An 18,436-nucleotide genomic window follows, 5' to 3' on the forward strand; every position below is an offset into this window, starting at 1 on the left:
TAATTATGCGAATCAGTTATAACAAATTGTGGAAAATGTTAATCGACAAAGAAATGAATAAAAATGATCTTAAGGATGCTGCTGGAATCAGTGCAGCTTCCATAGCCAAACTTGGCAAAGGTGCAAACATCACAACTGATGTTCTTCTCAAAATCTGTGAGGCTATGGATTGTAAGTTGGAAGACATCATGGAAACGATAAAGGATTAAACCAAAGAGGAAATAAACTATGTCAAAAGCTTCAGACGCATTTGAAAATGAAATAGTCACAATGGTTAGTAAACACATTGGAGAAAGTCTACCATCAACTCTACCTGATTGGATGCTTAAGGAAGGAATTATTCCTGGTGCTAAAATAGTATCCGTTGATGGAATTGGTAGTAAAAGCAAAGATAATAAAACTGCTGTTATTATCAAATTAAGCGAGGGAGAGCCAATTAAGATTTCTGCCAAACTTAGAAATGCAGATTATTTCGGAAATTGGTATGGACATAAAAGATTCATAGCTGAGTTTGGAACGGCAGCTTTTGAAAGAATGACAAAGGCATCTACCGTTTGGGCTAACGAATGGGCAAAAACTGCAACTGCACCTTATGTTGGCGTAAGTATATGCTTTGGAAGAAGATCTGGAAAAACCGGGCAAGACTTTCTAGATATATTTACTGCTGATGATATTCTCACAGTTGCTCGTGGTTTTGGAAGCGGAGACCACGTTGCTAACTGTATGTATATTTCAAACAATAGTGCAAGTACTATTCAGTCTTTGATTAACAACATCGAGGAAATTACAACTGAATCTGTTAATGCAGCAACTGAAAGTTTCAAGGTTGCTCATAGACCTATAAATCCAATTACAGAAGGCACAAACCGTGGAAAGAACGTGTATACTCGATTCAAACCGTACCAAAAATTAGCCACCAAAACAGTAATACGCGATCCAAAAGAACTCTTTAAGTTAGGTGAGTTTGTTGAAGTAGAACCTAGTGCATTAAATCATAATCATATACTTGATGATTTAGAAGCAAATTACAATATCGTAATTCCAAGAAAAGGAAGATAGAAAATAAGGAGACTGTTCACTCATATTCGTAAACAGTCTCCATTATTTTTACTCTAATGCAGCCTTGATTCCTAAGACCACTTCGTATGCAAGATTTACAGGAACGGCATTACCAATCATTTTATAAGCAACATCAGTATTCTCATAGATGTATTTGAAATCGTCTAGGAATCCTTGAACTCTTGCAACCTCTCTAATAGTCATTCGTCTATAAAGATGTTCTTTACCTTCTACGAATCTACAATCATTTTTCCCGAATTTAACCATTTTAGGTGCTTGTGGATGAAGCTGGCACTGTCTTCCTGATGCCTGCACAGTAAATCCTTGTTCATCCCAGTCTCTCACTCTATTTCTACTCATGAAAATGGTTGAGAATGCGCCAGTAAAATATTCATTGTTATTAATTGCATTTGGATTATGCTTGTTTTTTTCTGCTGCCGGAACTGCGGTATCCTGTAAATCCCAAATTATGTCTCTCAGAGTAATTTTTTATCATCATCCTCTGTAGAACCTTTTGGGAATTCAAACTTGATTTTTAAATCTTTTCTGAATCCAATATAGAATACTCTTTTTCTATCCTATGCAACGCCATAATCTTTTGCATTTACAAGTGTAAGCGATACATCATAGCCAGTCTCATCAAAAAGTCTCAATATATTTTGCACAGCGTCTGAATGTCTATTTGCTAACATCCCACTTACATTTTCTGCTAAAAAGAACTTAGGCTTAAACTCCTTTAAGATTCTGATGTAATCAAAGAATAATTGTCCACGCTCATCTTCGATACCTCTAAGAGCACCTGCTTCCGACCAAGACTGGCAAGGCGGTCCTCCGATTATTCCGTCTACTTCTCCATCAATATACTGTGCGATATCTTCCTTGGTCACTTTTCTTACATCGCCCTCAATCAATTTTGTCTTAGGATGATTCGCCTTAAAAGTAGCCCATATTGTTTTATCAAATTCGTTAGCAACTGGAATATTAAATCCCGCTCTTTCAAAGCCAAGATCAAGACCACCGCAACCGCTAAACAAACTAATTACATTCATTATTTTTCCTCCCATACCTTTGAATCTACTTCAAAGGAAATATCGTTCTTTTCACAAAAATCTTTGATTTTCTTTAATGCCTGATAATTCGGAATTGCCTTTTCATTTTCCCAACGATTTACTGTTGAAAAAGAGACACCAATCGCATCAGCGAACTCCGTTTGATTCAACAGACATTTTCTTCTAATATCTTTAATCTCACTGCTTATACTCATGAGTGACCTCCTCATCCATTTATATAGTGTTATTATAGCATATTTAACGCAAAAAGTAAATTGATTTGAGTGCAAATTCCGCACCACCAATTAAATAAATACCATAAGACGTGTGCCAAAATACGGACAGCTAAAATCAATATTTTTGTCTGCCCAACCTTAAATCAACACTTCTATCTATCCGCCTATAAAAATCAATAGCTTTTCAGCCCTTAAAACGCAAAAAATCCGAGGACCTGGATTTACTTCCAAATCCTCGGAAAAGCCTTATATTTCAAGCATTTTCACACTATCTATTATGTACTTTAGTCAACAGAACTACGCACTCCACATGTGTTGTCTGTGGGAACTGATCCACGGGCTGGATGGGGGCTGCGACTTGGTAGCCCTTAGCAATAAAGGACTGTAGGTCACGGACTAGCGTGGCGGGATTGCAGGAAACGTAGACAATCTTTTTAGGAGCCATGGCGGTGGCGCTAGTGATTAGGCTTTCCGTTAGGCCCTTTCTTGGCGGGTCAACCATGATGACATCCGGCTTGATGCCTTGGGCTTGCCAGGTAGCCATCCAACTTTCGGCTTCACCAACCTCAAAGGTTAGGTTGGTTAGCTTATTGACTTCAGCGTTGCGCTTAGCGTCGGCAATGGCTTGGGGAACAATTTCAACCCCATAGACTTTGTTAGCATGGCGGGCCATACTTAGGGAAATGGTCCCGATTCCACAATAAGCATCAATAACTGTTTCCTTACCAGTTAGAACGGCTTGCTTAATAGCGGTTTGGTAAAGCCGTTCCGTTTGGGTGGGATTGATTTGGTAGAAGGACTGGGCCGAAATCTTGAAAGTCAACCCATCAAGTTGATCCTCAATTTCGGCTTGGCCGGCTAAAAGCTCAGTCTTGCTTCCTAAAATGACGTTGGTTTTAGCTTCGTTCACATTGTGTAAGAGGCTAACCACGTCCGGGCAAGCAGCCATGATGTCACGTGCAATTTCAGGTGCGTGCGGTAACTTCTTAGTCCGGGTAACGATTACCACCATTACCTGCTTCGAGTAGTAGCCCCGGCGTACCATTAGATGGCGCACTACGCCCGTGTGACTTTTTTCATCATAAGCACTTAGCTGATATTTTCTTAAAATATCCCTGACCGTGACTAGCACTTGGTCAATGCGTTTGTCTTGAATGTAGAAATCTTCTAAGGAAACAAAGTCATGACTACCTTGCTTAAAAAAGCCAATTTCTAGTTGACCTCTAACCTGGCGAACAGGAACCTGCGCTTTATTTCGGTAGGCATAAGGTTGGGCCATTCCTAAAGTTTGAGCCACTTCAAGTTGATCTAAGTGCGCTTTCGCTAGTAAATCCTTGATTAATTTTTGCTTGAAAGCTAGTTGAGCAGGGTAGCTTAAATGCATCAGCGGTGCAATCCCTGTTTGGAGGTACTTGGCCTTCGTTTTGACCCGGTCGGCTGAAGTACTTAGCCATTTTAAGGCCTTGGCGTAACCAAAATGTTTGCCTAACTTTTCAACCTTAACTACAACTTCCTCACCTGGTAAGGCCTCTTTAATGAATAACGGGTAGCCTTCTACTTTAGCAACGCCTAAGCCTTGGTAGGTTAAATCTTCAATTCTTACGGTCAACTCTTCTTTTTTATAAACTGGTAACTTTAACTTCGCCATAATTGTCCTTTCTTCCACACATAATCATTAATTACATAAGTCTTATTATAAGTTACAAGCCAAAAGAAAAACAAGCGCCAAGAGTAGCGCTTGTTTTTACTTATTCATTTTTATCCTTTGAATAGTCTTCGACACCCTTAACAAAGAGTTCACGGGCATCCTTTTCATTTTCTTCTTCCCGATTAGTGATGGCATCATTAGGAATCTTGTCGGTGTTAGCAAAGATTTCTAGATGTTGCTTTAAATTCCTGAAGGTCATTGGGGCATCGCCACCATATTCACCATCAATATTAATCATCATCTTACTATCGGGAGCTTCGGCCTTAACCTTTTTCGTCTTAACATATAAGACCCGTGGATCATTAACGTGCTTACCACCATTTAAAACCATGGTAATCAACTGTAAGATCTCTAGCAGGTTGCTGGTTTTAACCACAATTAAGGTAAACTTACCATCATCCAAAGAAGCATCCGGCACAATTTGTTCAAAGCCCCCAATTGAGTTGGTAAGGGCTAAGAAAAACATCGAAGCTTGGCCATCAAAAACCCCGTCATCATATTCAATCCGCATGTTAACTGGCCTAATTCTTGGTAAGAGTTCAGCCCCCTTCACCAGGTAAGCCAGGTAGCCAAATAGTGACTTGAGTTGTGAAGGTACACTATAGGTCAATTCAGACAACAAGCCTCCGGCGGCGATATTAACAAAGTATTGGTCGCCAGCCTGGCCGATGTCCATCTTAACGGTTTGGCCCTTAGCAATCACCTTAGCCGCTTCTAACGGACTCTCGCGGGGGATCTTTAAAGCCCGGGCGTAATCATTGGTTGTTCCGGCCGGAATAATTCCTAACTTAGGGCGTTTTTCTAGCGGTGCAATCCCATTAACCACCTCGTTAATGGTTCCGTCTCCCCCCGCGGCAATCACTAGGTCAAACCCTGCTAGGGCTGCCCGTTTGGCCTCGTTTTGAGCCGACTTAGGTTCGGGCGTGGTCGCATACGCACTTGTTTCGTAGCCCGCATTCTCGAGGACATTTAAAATTTCGACTAGGTCGTTTTTCATAGCCTCGCGTCCGGAAGTTGGATTGTAGATAATCCGACATCTTTTTTCCATAATCTTTCCTCGCCTAAAGCCTTATCTTTCTTTTAAACTTGCCATGAGTAACTTGTTAACCACTTTCGGATTAGCTTTACCCCGTGTCTTTTGCATAATTTGGCCAACTAAGAACCCAACTGCCCGGTCCTTACCATTCTTGAAGTCTTCGATTGATTGTTCATTGTTGTCTAAAACCTCATCAATGATTGGTTGCAGCTTAGCTGGGTCAGATAATTGCACCATTCCCTTAGCTTCCACGAAGGCTTTAGGATCAGTGTCATTGGCAATAATTTCTTTAAAGACCTTCTTGGCAATCTTAGATGAAATAGTTTCATCTTGAATCAACTTAATCATTCCCGCAAGGTGAGCTGGGGTTAAGGCAGTTTGGCCTAATTCTAACTTATTGGCATTTAAGTAGGCGTTAACTTCCACCATCAACCAGTTAGCAGCTAACTTAGGATCTGCTCCGTTAGCAACTGTTTCGTTATAGAAATCTGACATTTCCAAGGTTTGGGTTAAAACAGAAGCATCGTAGTCAGATAAGCCCCAGTCATTTACGTAACGTTCACGCCGCTTATCAGGCATTTCTGGGATAGAAGCCTTAACTTCGTTAATCCAGTCGTCACTGATATGAATTGGAGGTAGATCTGGTTCTGGGAAGTAGCGGTAATCGCTTGCCCCCTCCTTAACCCGCATCAAAATTGTTTCCCCGGTATTTTCATCGAAACGGCGTGTTTCTTGTTGAACCTTACCACCGGCTAAGAGCACCTGTTGTTGGCGCTTTGCTTCGTATTCAAGCCCCTTTCTAACGTGTTCAAAGGAGTTCAAGTTCTTCATTTCCGTCTTAGTCCCGAATTTATCAGAACCAATTGGGCGAACAGAAATGTTAACGTCAGCCCGCATAGAACCTTCTTCCATCTTCACATCAGATACACCCGTAAATTGAATAATTTGACGTAACCGTGTCAAGTAAGCGTAAGCCTCAGCTGGAGAGGCAATGTCTGGCTTAGAAACAATTTCAATCAACGGAGTTCCTTGCCGGTTTAGGTCAACGTAAGAGTAACCATCAGGATTGTGGGTATTTTTCCCCGCATCTTCTTCGACGTGCATTTCTTCAATCCCAATTTTCTTTTTACTACCGTCTTCCAATTCAATTTCCAGCCACCCGTTGGTTCCAATTGGCGTTTGGGCTTGCGTAATTTGGTAAGCCTTAGGATTGTCTGGGTAGAAATAGTTCTTGCGGTCGAAGTGAATATCCTTAGTAATCTCACAGTTTAAGGCTAAAGCTGCTCGCATCCCAAACTCTAGAGCACCCTTATTGACTTCAGGTAAAACACCTGGATATCCCCAATCGATTACGTTAGTATTGGTGTTTTGTTCTGCCCCATATTGAACTGGCGCTGGTGAGAAAGCCTTAGACTTGGTTTTCATTTCTACGTGGACTTCAAGCCCAATCGTTGTTTCAAAATTCATTAATTTTGACCTCCAATCGTTGGCACTGCCTTATGAAAGTCAGTCGCTTGTTCAAAGGCATAACCAGCTTTGTAAATCGTATTTTCAGCAAATTGTGGTCCAATTAACTGTAAGCCCACTGGTAGGCCATTAGCAAATCCTGCTGGTAGTGACATCCCTGGTAAACCAGCTAAGTTAACTGGAATAGTTAAAATATCATTCATATACATTGTGACAGGGTCATCGATATCTTCACCTAAACCAAAGGCTGGTGTTGGCGCAGTTGGTCCCATAATTAAGTCGTATTGGCTAAAGACCTTAGCAAAGTCTTGGCAAATCAAGGTCCGAACTTGAGCAGCCTTCTTGAAGAAGGCATCGTAAGTCCCAGCCGAAAGTGAGAAGGTCCCTAACATAATTCTACGCTTAACTTCGTCACCGAAGCCTTCAGACCGTGAACGAACGTAGACATCTTCAAGGTTCTTAACGTCACTTGCTCTAAAGCCATAACGAATTCCATCAAAGCGTTGTAAGTTAGAGGAAGCTTCGGAAGAAGCAATGATGTAGTAAACAGGTACCCCATATTTGCTGTAAGGAAGGGATACTTCTTCAACAGTTGCTCCCAAACTTTCAAAGGTCTTAGCTGCCTTCAAAATTGCTTCCTTAACTTCGGAAGCAACCCCTTGGCCAAGGTATTCCTTAGGTAAGGCAATCTTTAAGCCCTTGATATTGCCGTCTAAGCCCTCAGCAAAGTTAGGCACTTCCTTAGCTGAACTAGTAAAGTCGCGCTTATCATGACCAGCAATTGCATTTAGGATTAAGGCGTTATCCTTAACCGTTCTTGTCAACGGTCCAATTTGGTCCAAGCTTGAGGCAAAGGCAATCAAGCCATACCGTGAAACCCGACCATAGGTTGGTTTCATACCAACAATACCGTTATAAGCAGCTGGTTGGCGGATGGAACCACCTGTATCAGAACCTAGTGAGGCTAAAATTTGCCCTGAAGCTACTGCTGCTGCCGAACCACCAGAAGAACCACCAGGTACCTTAGTTTGGTCCCAGGCATTTTTGGTCAACTTAAAGGCTGAAGTTTCCGTTGACCCCCCCATGGCAAATTCGTCCATGTTGAGTTTACCAACGTTAATCATACCTGCTTGATCTAACTTATCCATTACAGTTGCGTTATAGATTGGCTTAAAGTTAGCTAACATCTTACTTGCGGCAGTCGTAGTTAAATCCTTAGTTACAATGTTGTCCTTAATCCCAACCGGAATCCCTGCTAGTAAGCTATCGGCTGGAATCCCCTTTTGATCTAGTTCTTCTGCCTTAGCTAGGGCTTGCTCTTTATTTAAAGCTAAGAAAGCCTCAATCTTAGGATCAATAGTTTCAATCTTGGCAAATGTTTCCTTAACCAATTCGGCTGAGCTTAAATCCTTATTAACCAAAGCTTGGTGTAAGTTTTCTAAGTCTGTCTTAAAGTAATCTACCATGCTTAACCTTCCTCACTTTCGTCAATAATAGCAGGTACCTTAATATAACCATCTTGGCTTTCAGGTACGTTTTTCATTAGTAAGTCTCGGTCTAAGCCCTTAACTGCCACATCTTCACGCATTACGTTAAAGGCATCAGTTACGTGGGTTGTTACAGGTACTCCCTCTGTATCAACTTCGCTGAGTTCTTGCACCATCTTGATGATTTCATCCATTTGACCGGTAAATTTCTCTAACTCTGTTTCATTAAATGAAAGCTTAGCCAAACCAGCAACGTGTGCTACTTCGCTTGCAGTAATTGCCATCATTCATCCTTCTTTCTTCGTATATAACAATTATTCTAGCATATCTTAAAAAAAAGTTTAATAACTAGTAAACACATGGGTATAGTAGGAACTATCCTTAGCCGTCTTCGCTAAGAAACTTTGCACCGTCCCATCAGAGCCCTTAACTTGAATATCAACTGGGATGCCTGACGGTAAGTATGTCTTGGCTGCTTTAGCTACATACTGGGTAAAACTGGTAATCTCAGTTTCTGAATAAAATTGGGTTGTGATTGTTACCTTCAACCCTTGGAGGTTCTTGCCCTTATACTTTGCTTGCGCCGTAACTCCGGCTAGGTTAGGGAAGAAGTTTTGAATTTTATTCTTAAACGACTCAAAGGCTGCCTCGTCATTATCGTTTGGAACTGATTTGGTTGAGGTTGCCGGAAAGACGTAACTAGAAATATCAGTATCCGTCCAGTCAGTAATTTCACTAGAACCTGCCTTTACCTCAGTGTAAGCGTAAAATGATCCGCCAACCAAACTATCCATTTCGGCTTGCTGGTACATCGCCACCACAATTGGGACATCATTTCCGACTTTCGCCCGTAACCGTGCCACCACCTTAGCAGCCGCAATCTTGCCTTGCTTCTCCATTTCTTCTTTAGAAATAGTGGTTACGTAGGTAGCACCATATTCTTCTTTTTGGTAATAATCCTTGCGGTTCATTCCAATTCCAACGGTAATGCCGGCCAAAGATAGATTCCCCTTAGAATCTTCTTTCATGTAGTCTTGTTCTTCAATTTGTTGGACATACATTGGGTTCCGCTCATTTTCACCATTTTTCCCATTATCCTCAGGGTTTAATCCGTCCGGATTCTTACTGGATTTCCGCGCTAACCAGTCTTCGACAGTTGACTTTGATAAGGTCTGTCCTTCTTGGAAAACGTAGTCCTTAGTTGAAAAATACTCTTTAGAAATATCCGTCAAACCAGATTCAAAGCTCTTAAGGTTGAGGAGGTTTTCTGAATTTTGACTAACGCCAACCCCACGCGACTTATTGGTTCGGTAACGTCCATTGATAATTACCCCGGTATACTCGCTATCGTTAGTCTGGCCGGTAGTTTGATAACCACTTGAAGCGCTCTCCTCGTTAGTATTAGTCGTGGTTCCACTACTTGATCCTAGGTTGCCACAGGCCGTCAATAAAAGCGTACTAAGCCCCAGCGTTACCATGAGATTTAACTTCTTATTCACCATCAATTGCCTCCATTTGTGCAATGAATTGTTGTTCATCCATAATTTCAATGCCTAATTCTTGGGCTTTGGTCAACTTACTACCCGCGTCATGACCAGCAATCAGAAGGTCTGTCTTCTTAGAAACAGAGCCCGTCACCTTGGCCCCATGAGCTTCTAACCACTGCTTGGCCTGCGACCGCTTTAACTGGTCCAATGTTCCCGTTAAGACTACCTTCTTTTCGTTAAAGAAGCTGTCTTCGTTAGCCTGGGCAATCTCACTTGCACTTTGACCTAAAAAGTCGAAGTTGACTGCAACCTCTTCAAGTTCAGCCAATAATTGCTTGACCTCTGGCCGTTCAAAATACGTTACCACACTATCAGCAATTACTTGCCCTAAACTGTCAATTTGAGCAATCTCTTCACTTGGAGCCTGACTTAACGCCGTCACACTCTTAAAACGTTCAGCTAACAGCCGGGCTACCTTGGCACCGACATGGCGAATTCCCAAGCCAAAAATTAGACGTTCACTAGAATTATGCCGACTATTTTCAATGGCTGTCAATAGCTTAGTAGCTGATTTTTCCTTAAACTTATCTAAAGCTAATAGGTCCTCCAGCTTAAGCTTATATAAATCAGCAACATCACTAATTAAGTGGGCCTCATACAACCGCTCGATAATTTTAGGTCCCAGCCCATCAATATTCATGGCATCACGGCTTGCAAAGTGGGCTAGACTTTCCTTGATTAAGGCCGGACACTTGGGGTTAATACATCGGAGTGCCACTTCATCGTCAAGGTGAACTAGCTTAGCCCCACACTCCGGACAAGTAGTTGGAATTTCATAAGGCACTGAATCCTCAAGGCGCTTAGCAACTACGACCTGTGAAATTTCAGGGATAATGTCCCCCGCCTTATGAAGTTTAACCGTATCACCTAAGCGGACATCTTTTTCTCTTAGGTAGTCTGGGTTATGCAGCGAGGCTCTTGCTACCATCGTACCTGCGATTTCAACTGGATCCATGACCGCGGTCGGAGTAACCACCCCGGTCCGTCCAACCGTCCACTCAATTTGGTGAATCACGGTTTCCTTTTCATCCGGTGGAAACTTGTAAGCAATGGCCCAACGTGGCACTTTGACCGTATTCCCTACTAATTCGTGTACCTTAAAATCGTCAGCCTTAATGACAATCCCATCAATTTCGTAAGCAAGTTCACCGCGTTTGGCATGAAATTCATCAATATAGTTATTGATAGTTTCCATATCAGTTGCCAACCTAAAGTCTGGGTTAACCTTAAAGCCGAGTTCAGCCAGCTTAGCTAGTGCCTGGCTTTGACTGGTTACCCCCAATTTTTCAGGTTCCATTAGGTAATAGATAAACACACTGAGGTTGCGTTTAGCAGTAATTTTGGTATCCAACTGTCTAAGCGAACCCGCGGCTGCATTACGGGGATTAGCAAACACTGCTTGTCCTTGGGCTTCGCGCTCCTTATTCAAGGCTAAAAATGAATCCTTGGGCATATAGCATTCTCCCCGCACTTCAATGCTGACAGGTTCCTTTAAGGTTAGCGGAATGGCTTTAATTGTCTTTAGATTAGCGGTAATGTCTTCGCCAATAATTCCGTTTCCGCGGGTAGACCCCTTGACAAATACCCCATTTTCATAGGTTAAGGAAATTGCTAGCCCATCTATTTTTAATTCACAATTGTAGGCAAAAGGGGCCTTAGTGGCTTCATTCAACCGGTCGATAAAGGCCGCTAACTCTTCTTTTGAAAAAACATCCCCCAATGATAACATTGGAATCTCATGTTCAACTTTGGTAAAGCTGGCTAAAACTTGCCCCCCAACCCGTTGGCTGGGAGAATCAGCCGTTACTAAGTTAGGAAATTGTTGTTCTAGCGTCAATAATTCTCGGTAAGCCTGGTCATAAACCGCATCTTCCACACTAGGATTATCATTGACATAATATTCCTGACTCCAAGTCATAAGTTGCTGTCGTAATGCTGCTAGCCTGCTTTTTGCTTGTTTTTCTTCCATGACCTTTCCTTCCTAAGCTTTGCTAATTGGTGCATATGCCGCCAAAAGTCGCTTGATTCCTTGCTCTTTAAAAGCAATATCTAATTCGGTCTCATCACCGCTACCACTTACTTTAACAATTGTTCCCAAGCCCCACTTCTTATGGTTGACCTTAGCGCCTACCTTCCAACTAGTCGCTACATTTGCCTCGCTCTTCGTTTGACTGAATTGAGGACTAGCCGGCCGTGCTTGTCTAAAGGGATTAGTATTTTTAACGGTCCGTAGGCCCCCACGGCTTTGGTGGTTCATGCGCTCTGCAAAGCTAAGTGGTTTAGGACTACCTTGTTTGGTGGCTAAGCCTACATGATTGATTAAATCCCCATCTATTTCTTCAATAAACCGCGAAACTGGGTTTGATTGGAAGCGGCCGTATAGCATCCGTGACGAGGCGTTTGTCAAGTAAAGTTCTTCTTGGGCGCGGGTAATCCCTACGTATGCTAACCGTCTTTCTTCTTCTAGTTCGTTTTCGTCTTCGTTGGCACGTGCTAACGGAAAAATTCCTTCTTCCATTCCGACTAAGAATACGACCGGAAATTCCAACCCTTTAGCAGCGTGTAGCGTCATCATTGTTACTTCATTAGGCTCATCTTCGACCCCGTCTTGATCAGAAACCAGGGCTAAATCGCCTAAGAATTCAACAAAGGGATCATCAGCCTCTTCACTTGGTTGCCAATTATCATCAAACTGCTTAGTAACCGTTAGAAATTCCTTCAAGTTTTCCAAGCGACTTTCGTTTTCAACCGATTGGTTTTCCGCTAACATTTGTTGATAACCGGTCCGTTTCAAAATTTCTTCCGTTAACTCTGTGATTGTCGCAGTTTCCTGGTAGGTATGTAGCTTCTCGATTAGGTTGGCAAACTCACTTAAGGCCTTGCTTGCCTTCCCCCTGATTCCTACGAGCTCGATTGATTGACAAGCTTCAAACAAGGATAAATCATGCATGGTTGCAAAATCCTGTAACTTAGCCAAACTAGTAGCCCCAATTCCACGCTTAGGTTCATTAACAATTCGTTCAAAGCTAAGCGAATCATTAGGGTTAGTAACCAATCTTAAGTAAGCTAAGATATCCATAATTTCTTTGCGGTCATAGAAACGGTGGGCCCCAATTAATTTGTAGGGTATGTTAGCCTTAACAAATACTTCTTCCAGGCTACGAGACTGGGCGTTAGTCCGGTATAAAACAGCAAAATCACCGTAAGCCCGCCCCTTTGCTAGTTGCTCTTTGATGGTTTTAATTATAAAAAAGGCTTCACTAGCGGCACTGTCAGCCCGGTAATAATTAATCTTAGCTCCAGTCGGATTTTCAGTCCATAAGGTTTTAGCACGCCGATTGTCATTATTCTTAATCACCGCGTTAGCCGCTGCGAGGATATTTTTAGTGGATCGATAATTTTGTTCCAACTTAATAACCGTGGCATCTGGATAGTCTTTTTCAAAATCGAGGATGTTAGACATATCTGCTCCCCGCCAGCCATAAATACTTTGGTCAGCATCCCCAACTACACAAAGGTTATGGTACCCTTGAGCCAAGAGTGAGACCAACTGGTACTGAGCCTCATTTGTATCTTGGTATTCATCCACGTGAATATACTTGAATTTTCTTTGGTAATACTCCAAGACCTCAGCATCCTCTTTAAAGAGGCGAATAGTTTCCATGATTAAATCGTCAAAATCCATTGCCTGGTTAGCCCGTAACCGCCGTTGATACTCAGCATAGACTTTGGCGACAATCTGTTCATACGGACTGGTCGCCTTAGTTTGGTAGTCTGTTGGGGTAACCATTTTATTCTTTTCATTTGAAATAGTGGCTAGGATGGCCCGGCCATCATATTTTTTAGGGTCAATGTTTAAATCCTTCAAAATATGCTTGATCAAAGTTCGTTGTTCGCTACTACCTGTGATTGTAAAGGCTCGTTGGTAGCCAATCCTATCAGCATAGCGCCGTAAGATTCTGACGCATAAAGCGTGGAAGGTGAAGACCCACACCTCTTGCCCACTGCTATCACCTAATAGTGTATTAATCCGTTCTCGCATTTCACGGGCGGCTTTATTAGTAAAGGTAATCGCTAAAACATTCCAAGGCATAACGCCTAAATTTTCAATCAAATAAGCTACCCGGTGGGTTAACACCCGGGTCTTACCACTACCGGCCCCTGCCATAATTAGCAAGGGGCCCTCTGTGGTTTGGACCGCTTGAGCCTGTTCCTTGTTCATACTTGCTAGTAAATCTCGTGCTCCCATTGTAAGTTCCTTTCCAAAAGTATCATTGTTTCCTATTATAGCAAACTAAACCTACGCGACAAAATTAAAGGTTGCAATAAAGCTTGCCCCATAAAAAATGATTCATAATGTCCTCATTTTTCAAGACAATATGAATCATTACTAATATTTCTCATTTTCTTTACTAAAAAGAACACTACTCTTCTAACTTATCCCAAATCCCCGTCGCAGCTACTTGTTCTTTAATGGCTTGACTAGATTCACCCGTTACTAAGACATGTCCCCAATTGAGGGTGGTCATCGACTTAGGGTAGCGGTAAAACTGGTAGTGCCAATTAGTTTTTAAAAGCCACTGGGTTCGTAGAGCCTCGCGCTTATCCTGCTCAATCATAACCATCCCCGTAGCTTGAATTAATTCCGGTTGAGCTAGGGGCATATTGGCTAGCACCCGTAAATGCTGTTCAAAAATATCAACGTTGGCAGCCCGACTAAAAACATAGCCCAAACTGTTAACCCCAGTTACCAACCGTTTAACATATAAAGCACCTGTTTCGGTTAAAAAGAATGATAAGGTCATAACCCCTACTGACTTAACCTGCTTAACCACTAGTTCACTTAACCGTCTAATCTCGTTAGCCACGTCACTATCAACTTGTGCTGGCGCCAATACCTGGTGCAACTTACCTTGACGGTACTCGGCTTCCACTAGGGGATAAAACTTAATGTCACCATTCTTATCCTTGCTCATGGTTACGGCCAATTCCTTTTGGTAAGGAATCATTGATTCCAAGATAAAGGTCCCTTGATCAATAATATCGGCGCACTTAGCGATATCTGTTTGCTTTTTGATGACAATTTTTTTGCTAAAGCCCTTTTGAATTGGCTTTAAAATAGCAGGGTAACCAATGGAACTGATTGCCTGGTAAACATCATCTAAATTAACAATCGTCGCGTAAGGAGCAATGTTTAAATTACTTTGTTCAAAGAAAGTGCGCTCCAAAAGACGATCTTGCACAATCTCTAAGGTTTCACTTCCCTGAGGCAACTTTGTAAACCGGCTCAAATAGGCAATCGTTTGTGCCGGAATTGTTTCTGATTCATAGGTTACTAAACTGCATCTTTGAGCAAAATCTTGTAACTTGGCTTGGTCAGTATAGGTTCCTACCACTTTAACATCAGCTCCCCTAAGAGTGGGAGCCTCTTCGTTAGGACCGTAAGCAATTACATCAAAGCCTAATTTATGAGCCGCCTGTTCTAACATAATTCCGTTCGGACTTTCTCCGATAATTCCAATTGTTGCTCCTGGAAATAAAATTTCGTCTTCCATTATCAAAACTCGCTTTCACATTTTCTAATAAAGATTAGCTTAATCGTAACTATCAAGTTGATATTGTTCAATCAATTCGATTAACTTGGCCGCGTAATTTGGATCAGTAGCATAACCACGCTCTTGCAAGGCCTGGGCTGCTTGCTTATAGTCACTAGCCTCCAAAACGGCTTGGTAATGGTTGTGATCCCAGCCCGTACCATCTACAAAAAGTTTGCTATGGGCTTCAACTGCCGCCTTCCAACTAGGATAAACAACAAAATAATCCTCAACGGTAATCCATTGGCCGTTAACATATTCTTTAGTTGCTAGTAAAGTACCATCTTGCTCATTTCCCTTAACCCCAAATAAATTATTATACTTACTAGCCAATTGACTCTGCCCCCAATCTGACTCTAGGGCAGCTTGAGCAATCGTGATACTAGACTTAATCCGATATTTTCTTTGCTCGGCTTGGGCCAAAGGGGCAATCCTGGCAATAAACTCCTTTCTTACCTCCGTTTGTGGCTCCCTTTCTTCCTGTTTATTAAAAAAAGGAAACACTAAACAAAAAAGCAGTCCCAGCAAAATCAATAATAATAAGTAGTTAACCAAATTACCTTGACGGCGTGACCTTCTTTTTACCATTAATTATTTTTCAACCTCTTCCTAAGTGGGCCTGCAATCAAGGGACTAACCAAGCCGGCTAAAATTGCCTCAGGTAATCCATTAGTTGCAATTACCCCCAACAAGTAAGGCAATAACTCATTAACATTTAAAGCATACATTGCCTGTGATTTGCCCCGGTAAAAGAGGTATATCTGCCCTAAGACCAAGAGCGTATTTGTTAACGAACCCAAGATGGCCGCTAGCACCATCGCACTCGACTGCTTGGCTAACCGTTTTTTTAGCCAGCTAAAACTTCCTCCGGCTACAATTCCAATCAAGATTCGGGGTAAAATCGCAATTAGCGGATTAACAAAGACAATCGTCGCTAAGGGACTGGTCGGCCATACAAAGGCCCTAATCCATGTAATCACACCCCAAATGCCACCAACAATTCCGCCGTACAAAGGTCCCATACTTAAAGCTACCACAATTACCGTAATGTGAATAATCGTTAAATTTAAGGGCCCTAAGGGAATGTAACCTAAAAACGGAATAAAGTTTTGAATAATAATAATCGCTGCAAATAAAGCAATTATTACACGCTTGACTAACTTTTGCTTAGTGTTCACATTTTGCACCTCACCTTTTAAGCCTGGGTAAAATTTCCTTTATTATACCATGAACTTAACTAACTTGATTATAAAACGGGCTTAACCTCTGATTTTAATCAGGAGTCAAGCCCGCTAAACTATCTTATCTATTTTTACCATAATAGCCTTTAAGTTGCCTTCTCATGGCTTCTGTATATTGCGATTCAATATATCTTTCTACAACTTCTTTACTCATATCACCTAAAGTCCCCATATAATAACTAGGCGACCACAAATGTCCACCCCACAATAATTTTTTAGTTTCAGGATATTTTTTAAACCATATTCTAGCTGACGCTCCTTTAAGATTTTTAACAATATTAGATGGAGCGTATTTAGGTTTAAAAGAAATTAACATATGTACATGGTCTGGCATAACCTCTAGTTGACTAACAGTTACTTCTGAAATAGCTGCTTGTCTTTGTAAAATAGCTTTCATAGCGGCTACTTTTTCTTGAGTGTCAAATATTTTTCTGCGGTACTTAGTAACGAAAACTAAGTGAAAGTTGAAGTTATAAACGTAGCCTTCTTCATGTATAATCATTTACATACCACCCTTTCGATGTTACAATAATTATAACATATATTTCTTGAAAGGAGGTTACATAAATGGTTAAAAAGAAGCGTAATAAATTCGGCTACACAAGACAATATCATATTTCTTTAAGCTATCAACAAATAGACTTGTACGAAAAAGCAATCAAAACACAAAATGAGTTATATCAATTTGCATTGAAATATCTATATAAGACCTATGGTCGTAAACATATTGGCAGACCATTACCTTTTGGGCAAGGAATAAACTACCTTAATAATAAAATTAAGGCAATGTTTATCAACGAAAAGTATGAATTGAACCGCTGGAATGTTAAGAAACTAGGATTATCTTCGCACGCGGCCGATGAGTTTTTGAAAACAATCTTCACTAATTTTTCTCAATATCGTAAGAGATTAGAACAAGCAGGGCAAATGTCAGCTGTGGAAAAATATAATCTCAGAATGAACATTACTAAAGATAAAGATGGGAAACACAAAAATCCTAAACATCGTTCATGGTATCGTAAAGGTTCAATGAATTTTCTACGGAATAATAACTCATTTAGGACAATTACTTCACAAAAATTGCCTAAGGGCAATACCAAATTGGTTTCACCACACCATTTAAATGTAGCCGATTTTGGAGAAATAATGGTATTTGAGAATTTAAAGCATCTTAATTTTGAAGAGATAGCTTTAACTAAGATTAAAAGATTACCAGATAATACATTTAGACTACAAATAACCTTTACTCGTGAAAAGAAACGTAGTTCTCAAAATAAAGTTGTTGGCGCAGATTGGAACATGTTTAACAATGAAGTATTTAGAACTTCTGAAAATAAAACCATAGCAATACCTAAGGATATTGTGAAAAAAGCTAATGAATTAGAAGCAGCAAAAGATAAACTTAAATCTTTAAGAGACAGTGAATACAACAAGCGTGGTAAAACTGCTTTATGGCAAAGATATCAACGTAAACAAGCAAAATTAAGTGCCAAAAGAGCTAATCTTTTAACTGAAACATACAGAAAGTTAGTTCACGAATTAGTAGACGAGTTCGATACTATCATCATCGAAAAGATAGATGCTTTTGAGATGAGAAAACGTAGTTGGTCACTGAATAAAGCGCAAAATGCAGGTAAGAATAAGCGCTTAGCTTTAATCAAACCTTATGAATTATCGAAGATTGTTGAATCATTGGTAAATAAACAAAATAAGACCCTTATTAAAGTGGATCCATATAAAACTAGCCAAGTAGAATATGGGACTGAATATGAAGAAAAGCACGAGTTAAGAGAGACTAATAAAGATGGTAAACGCATATATGTTTCAGCATATACTGGCAAAGAAGTAGATAGGGATTATAACGCAGCCTTAAACATTAGGGAATGGGGCTTACACCCAGAAAAACATGTAAAATTAAGGGATTATCCTAAATTAAACGCAAGTAACTTGGTGGAAATAATTTAAAAAAACGAAGTTTTTTAGGAAACGGAACCAAATCCTACCGAACTAAT

The 18,436-nt window shown here is 40.9% G+C and carries 18 protein-coding genes; 3 read left to right on the forward strand and 15 right to left on the reverse strand.

What is annotated here, in order from left to right; all coding sequences use genetic code 11:
• The first annotated feature begins 5 nt into the window (after positions 1-5).
• Both N4597_RS08790 and N4597_RS08795 read left to right on the forward strand, forming a co-directional pair.
• Positions 6-209 carry a helix-turn-helix domain-containing protein gene (locus N4597_RS08790; protein ID WP_073126685.1) on the forward strand — a complete coding sequence of 68 codons (204 nt, stop codon included), beginning with the start codon at positions 6-8 and terminating at the stop codon, positions 207-209.
• A gap of 19 nt (positions 210-228) precedes the next feature.
• Positions 229-1,059, forward strand: a complete 831-nt coding sequence (locus N4597_RS08795; RefSeq protein WP_260903480.1) for a hypothetical protein — start codon at positions 229-231, stop codon at positions 1,057-1,059.
• 48 nt (positions 1,060-1,107) lie between these two features.
• Here the strand turns inward: N4597_RS08795 and N4597_RS08800 are convergent, their stop codons facing one another.
• From N4597_RS08800 to tnpA, 15 genes are all read right to left on the reverse strand, one after another.
• Positions 1,108-1,545, reverse strand: a complete 438-nt coding sequence (locus N4597_RS08800; protein ID WP_313958057.1) for a DNA cytosine methyltransferase — start codon at positions 1,543-1,545, stop codon at positions 1,108-1,110.
• Positions 1,546-1,637: 92 nt separating this feature from the next.
• On the reverse strand, positions 1,638-2,108 hold the full coding sequence (locus N4597_RS08805) for a DNA cytosine methyltransferase (RefSeq protein ID WP_260903483.1): 471 nt from the start codon (positions 2,106-2,108) through the stop codon (positions 1,638-1,640).
• Positions 2,108-2,323, reverse strand: a complete 216-nt coding sequence (locus N4597_RS08810) for a helix-turn-helix domain-containing protein (protein WP_019189673.1) — start codon at positions 2,321-2,323, stop codon at positions 2,108-2,110. The genes N4597_RS08805 and N4597_RS08810 overlap by 1 nt, the downstream gene beginning before the upstream one ends.
• A gap of 289 nt (positions 2,324-2,612) precedes the next feature.
• Complete coding sequence (rlmD, locus tag N4597_RS08815) at positions 2,613-3,992, reverse strand: 23S rRNA (uracil(1939)-C(5))-methyltransferase RlmD (protein WP_260903491.1); 1,380 nt, start codon at positions 3,990-3,992, stop codon at positions 2,613-2,615.
• A gap of 100 nt (positions 3,993-4,092) precedes the next feature.
• Positions 4,093-5,100 carry a diacylglycerol kinase gene (locus N4597_RS08820; RefSeq protein ID WP_050610885.1) on the reverse strand — a complete coding sequence of 336 codons (1,008 nt, stop codon included), beginning with the start codon at positions 5,098-5,100 and terminating at the stop codon, positions 4,093-4,095.
• Positions 5,101-5,121: 21 nt separating this feature from the next.
• Positions 5,122-6,555 (reverse strand): Asp-tRNA(Asn)/Glu-tRNA(Gln) amidotransferase subunit GatB, encoded by a 1,434-nt coding sequence (gene gatB / locus N4597_RS08825; RefSeq protein WP_050610884.1) that lies wholly within the window; start codon positions 6,553-6,555, stop codon positions 5,122-5,124.
• Complete coding sequence (gene gatA / locus N4597_RS08830; RefSeq protein WP_056976293.1) at positions 6,555-8,021, reverse strand: Asp-tRNA(Asn)/Glu-tRNA(Gln) amidotransferase subunit GatA; 1,467 nt, start codon at positions 8,019-8,021, stop codon at positions 6,555-6,557. Before gatA ends, gatB begins: the two co-directional genes overlap by 1 nt.
• Positions 8,022-8,023: 2 nt before the next feature.
• A complete protein-coding gene (gatC, locus tag N4597_RS08835) occupies positions 8,024-8,326 on the reverse strand; it encodes an Asp-tRNA(Asn)/Glu-tRNA(Gln) amidotransferase subunit GatC (protein ID WP_050610882.1) in 303 nt (100 codons plus the stop codon).
• Between the two features lie 57 nt (positions 8,327-8,383).
• Positions 8,384-9,544, reverse strand: a complete 1,161-nt coding sequence (locus tag N4597_RS08840; RefSeq protein ID WP_089144978.1) for a CamS family sex pheromone protein — start codon at positions 9,542-9,544, stop codon at positions 8,384-8,386.
• Positions 9,534-11,558, reverse strand: a complete 2,025-nt coding sequence (gene ligA, locus N4597_RS08845; protein ID WP_260903496.1) for an NAD-dependent DNA ligase LigA — start codon at positions 11,556-11,558, stop codon at positions 9,534-9,536. The genes N4597_RS08840 and ligA overlap by 11 nt, the downstream gene beginning before the upstream one ends.
• Positions 11,559-11,570: 12 nt before the next feature.
• Positions 11,571-13,838 carry a DNA helicase PcrA gene (pcrA, locus tag N4597_RS08850; RefSeq protein ID WP_260903497.1) on the reverse strand — a complete coding sequence of 756 codons (2,268 nt, stop codon included), beginning with the start codon at positions 13,836-13,838 and terminating at the stop codon, positions 11,571-11,573.
• Between the two features lie 175 nt (positions 13,839-14,013).
• Positions 14,014-15,144 (reverse strand): ATP-grasp domain-containing protein, encoded by a 1,131-nt coding sequence (locus N4597_RS08855; RefSeq protein ID WP_172578628.1) that lies wholly within the window; start codon positions 15,142-15,144, stop codon positions 14,014-14,016.
• A 39-nt stretch (positions 15,145-15,183) separates the two neighbouring features.
• Positions 15,184-15,771: a glycoside hydrolase family 73 protein gene (locus N4597_RS08860; RefSeq protein ID WP_260903500.1), complete on the reverse strand. Its 588-nt coding sequence runs from the start codon at positions 15,769-15,771 to the stop codon at positions 15,184-15,186.
• Positions 15,771-16,361 (reverse strand): ECF transporter S component, encoded by a 591-nt coding sequence (locus tag N4597_RS08865; protein ID WP_056976302.1) that lies wholly within the window; start codon positions 16,359-16,361, stop codon positions 15,771-15,773. Before N4597_RS08865 ends, N4597_RS08860 begins: the two co-directional genes overlap by 1 nt.
• Before the next feature lie 124 nt (positions 16,362-16,485).
• Positions 16,486-16,926: an IS200/IS605 family transposase gene (gene tnpA / locus N4597_RS08870; protein ID WP_260903503.1), complete on the reverse strand. Its 441-nt coding sequence runs from the start codon at positions 16,924-16,926 to the stop codon at positions 16,486-16,488.
• Positions 16,927-16,991: 65 nt separating this feature from the next.
• Here tnpA and N4597_RS08875 point away from each other — a divergent pair, with 65 nt between their 5' ends.
• A complete protein-coding gene (locus tag N4597_RS08875) occupies positions 16,992-18,389 on the forward strand; it encodes an RNA-guided endonuclease InsQ/TnpB family protein (RefSeq protein ID WP_260903506.1) in 1,398 nt (465 codons plus the stop codon).
• Positions 18,390-18,436: the final 47 nt, after the last annotated feature.

This window comes from Ligilactobacillus agilis (assembly GCF_025311475.1).
GTDB classification, from domain to species: domain Bacteria; phylum Bacillota; class Bacilli; order Lactobacillales; family Lactobacillaceae; genus Ligilactobacillus; species Ligilactobacillus agilis.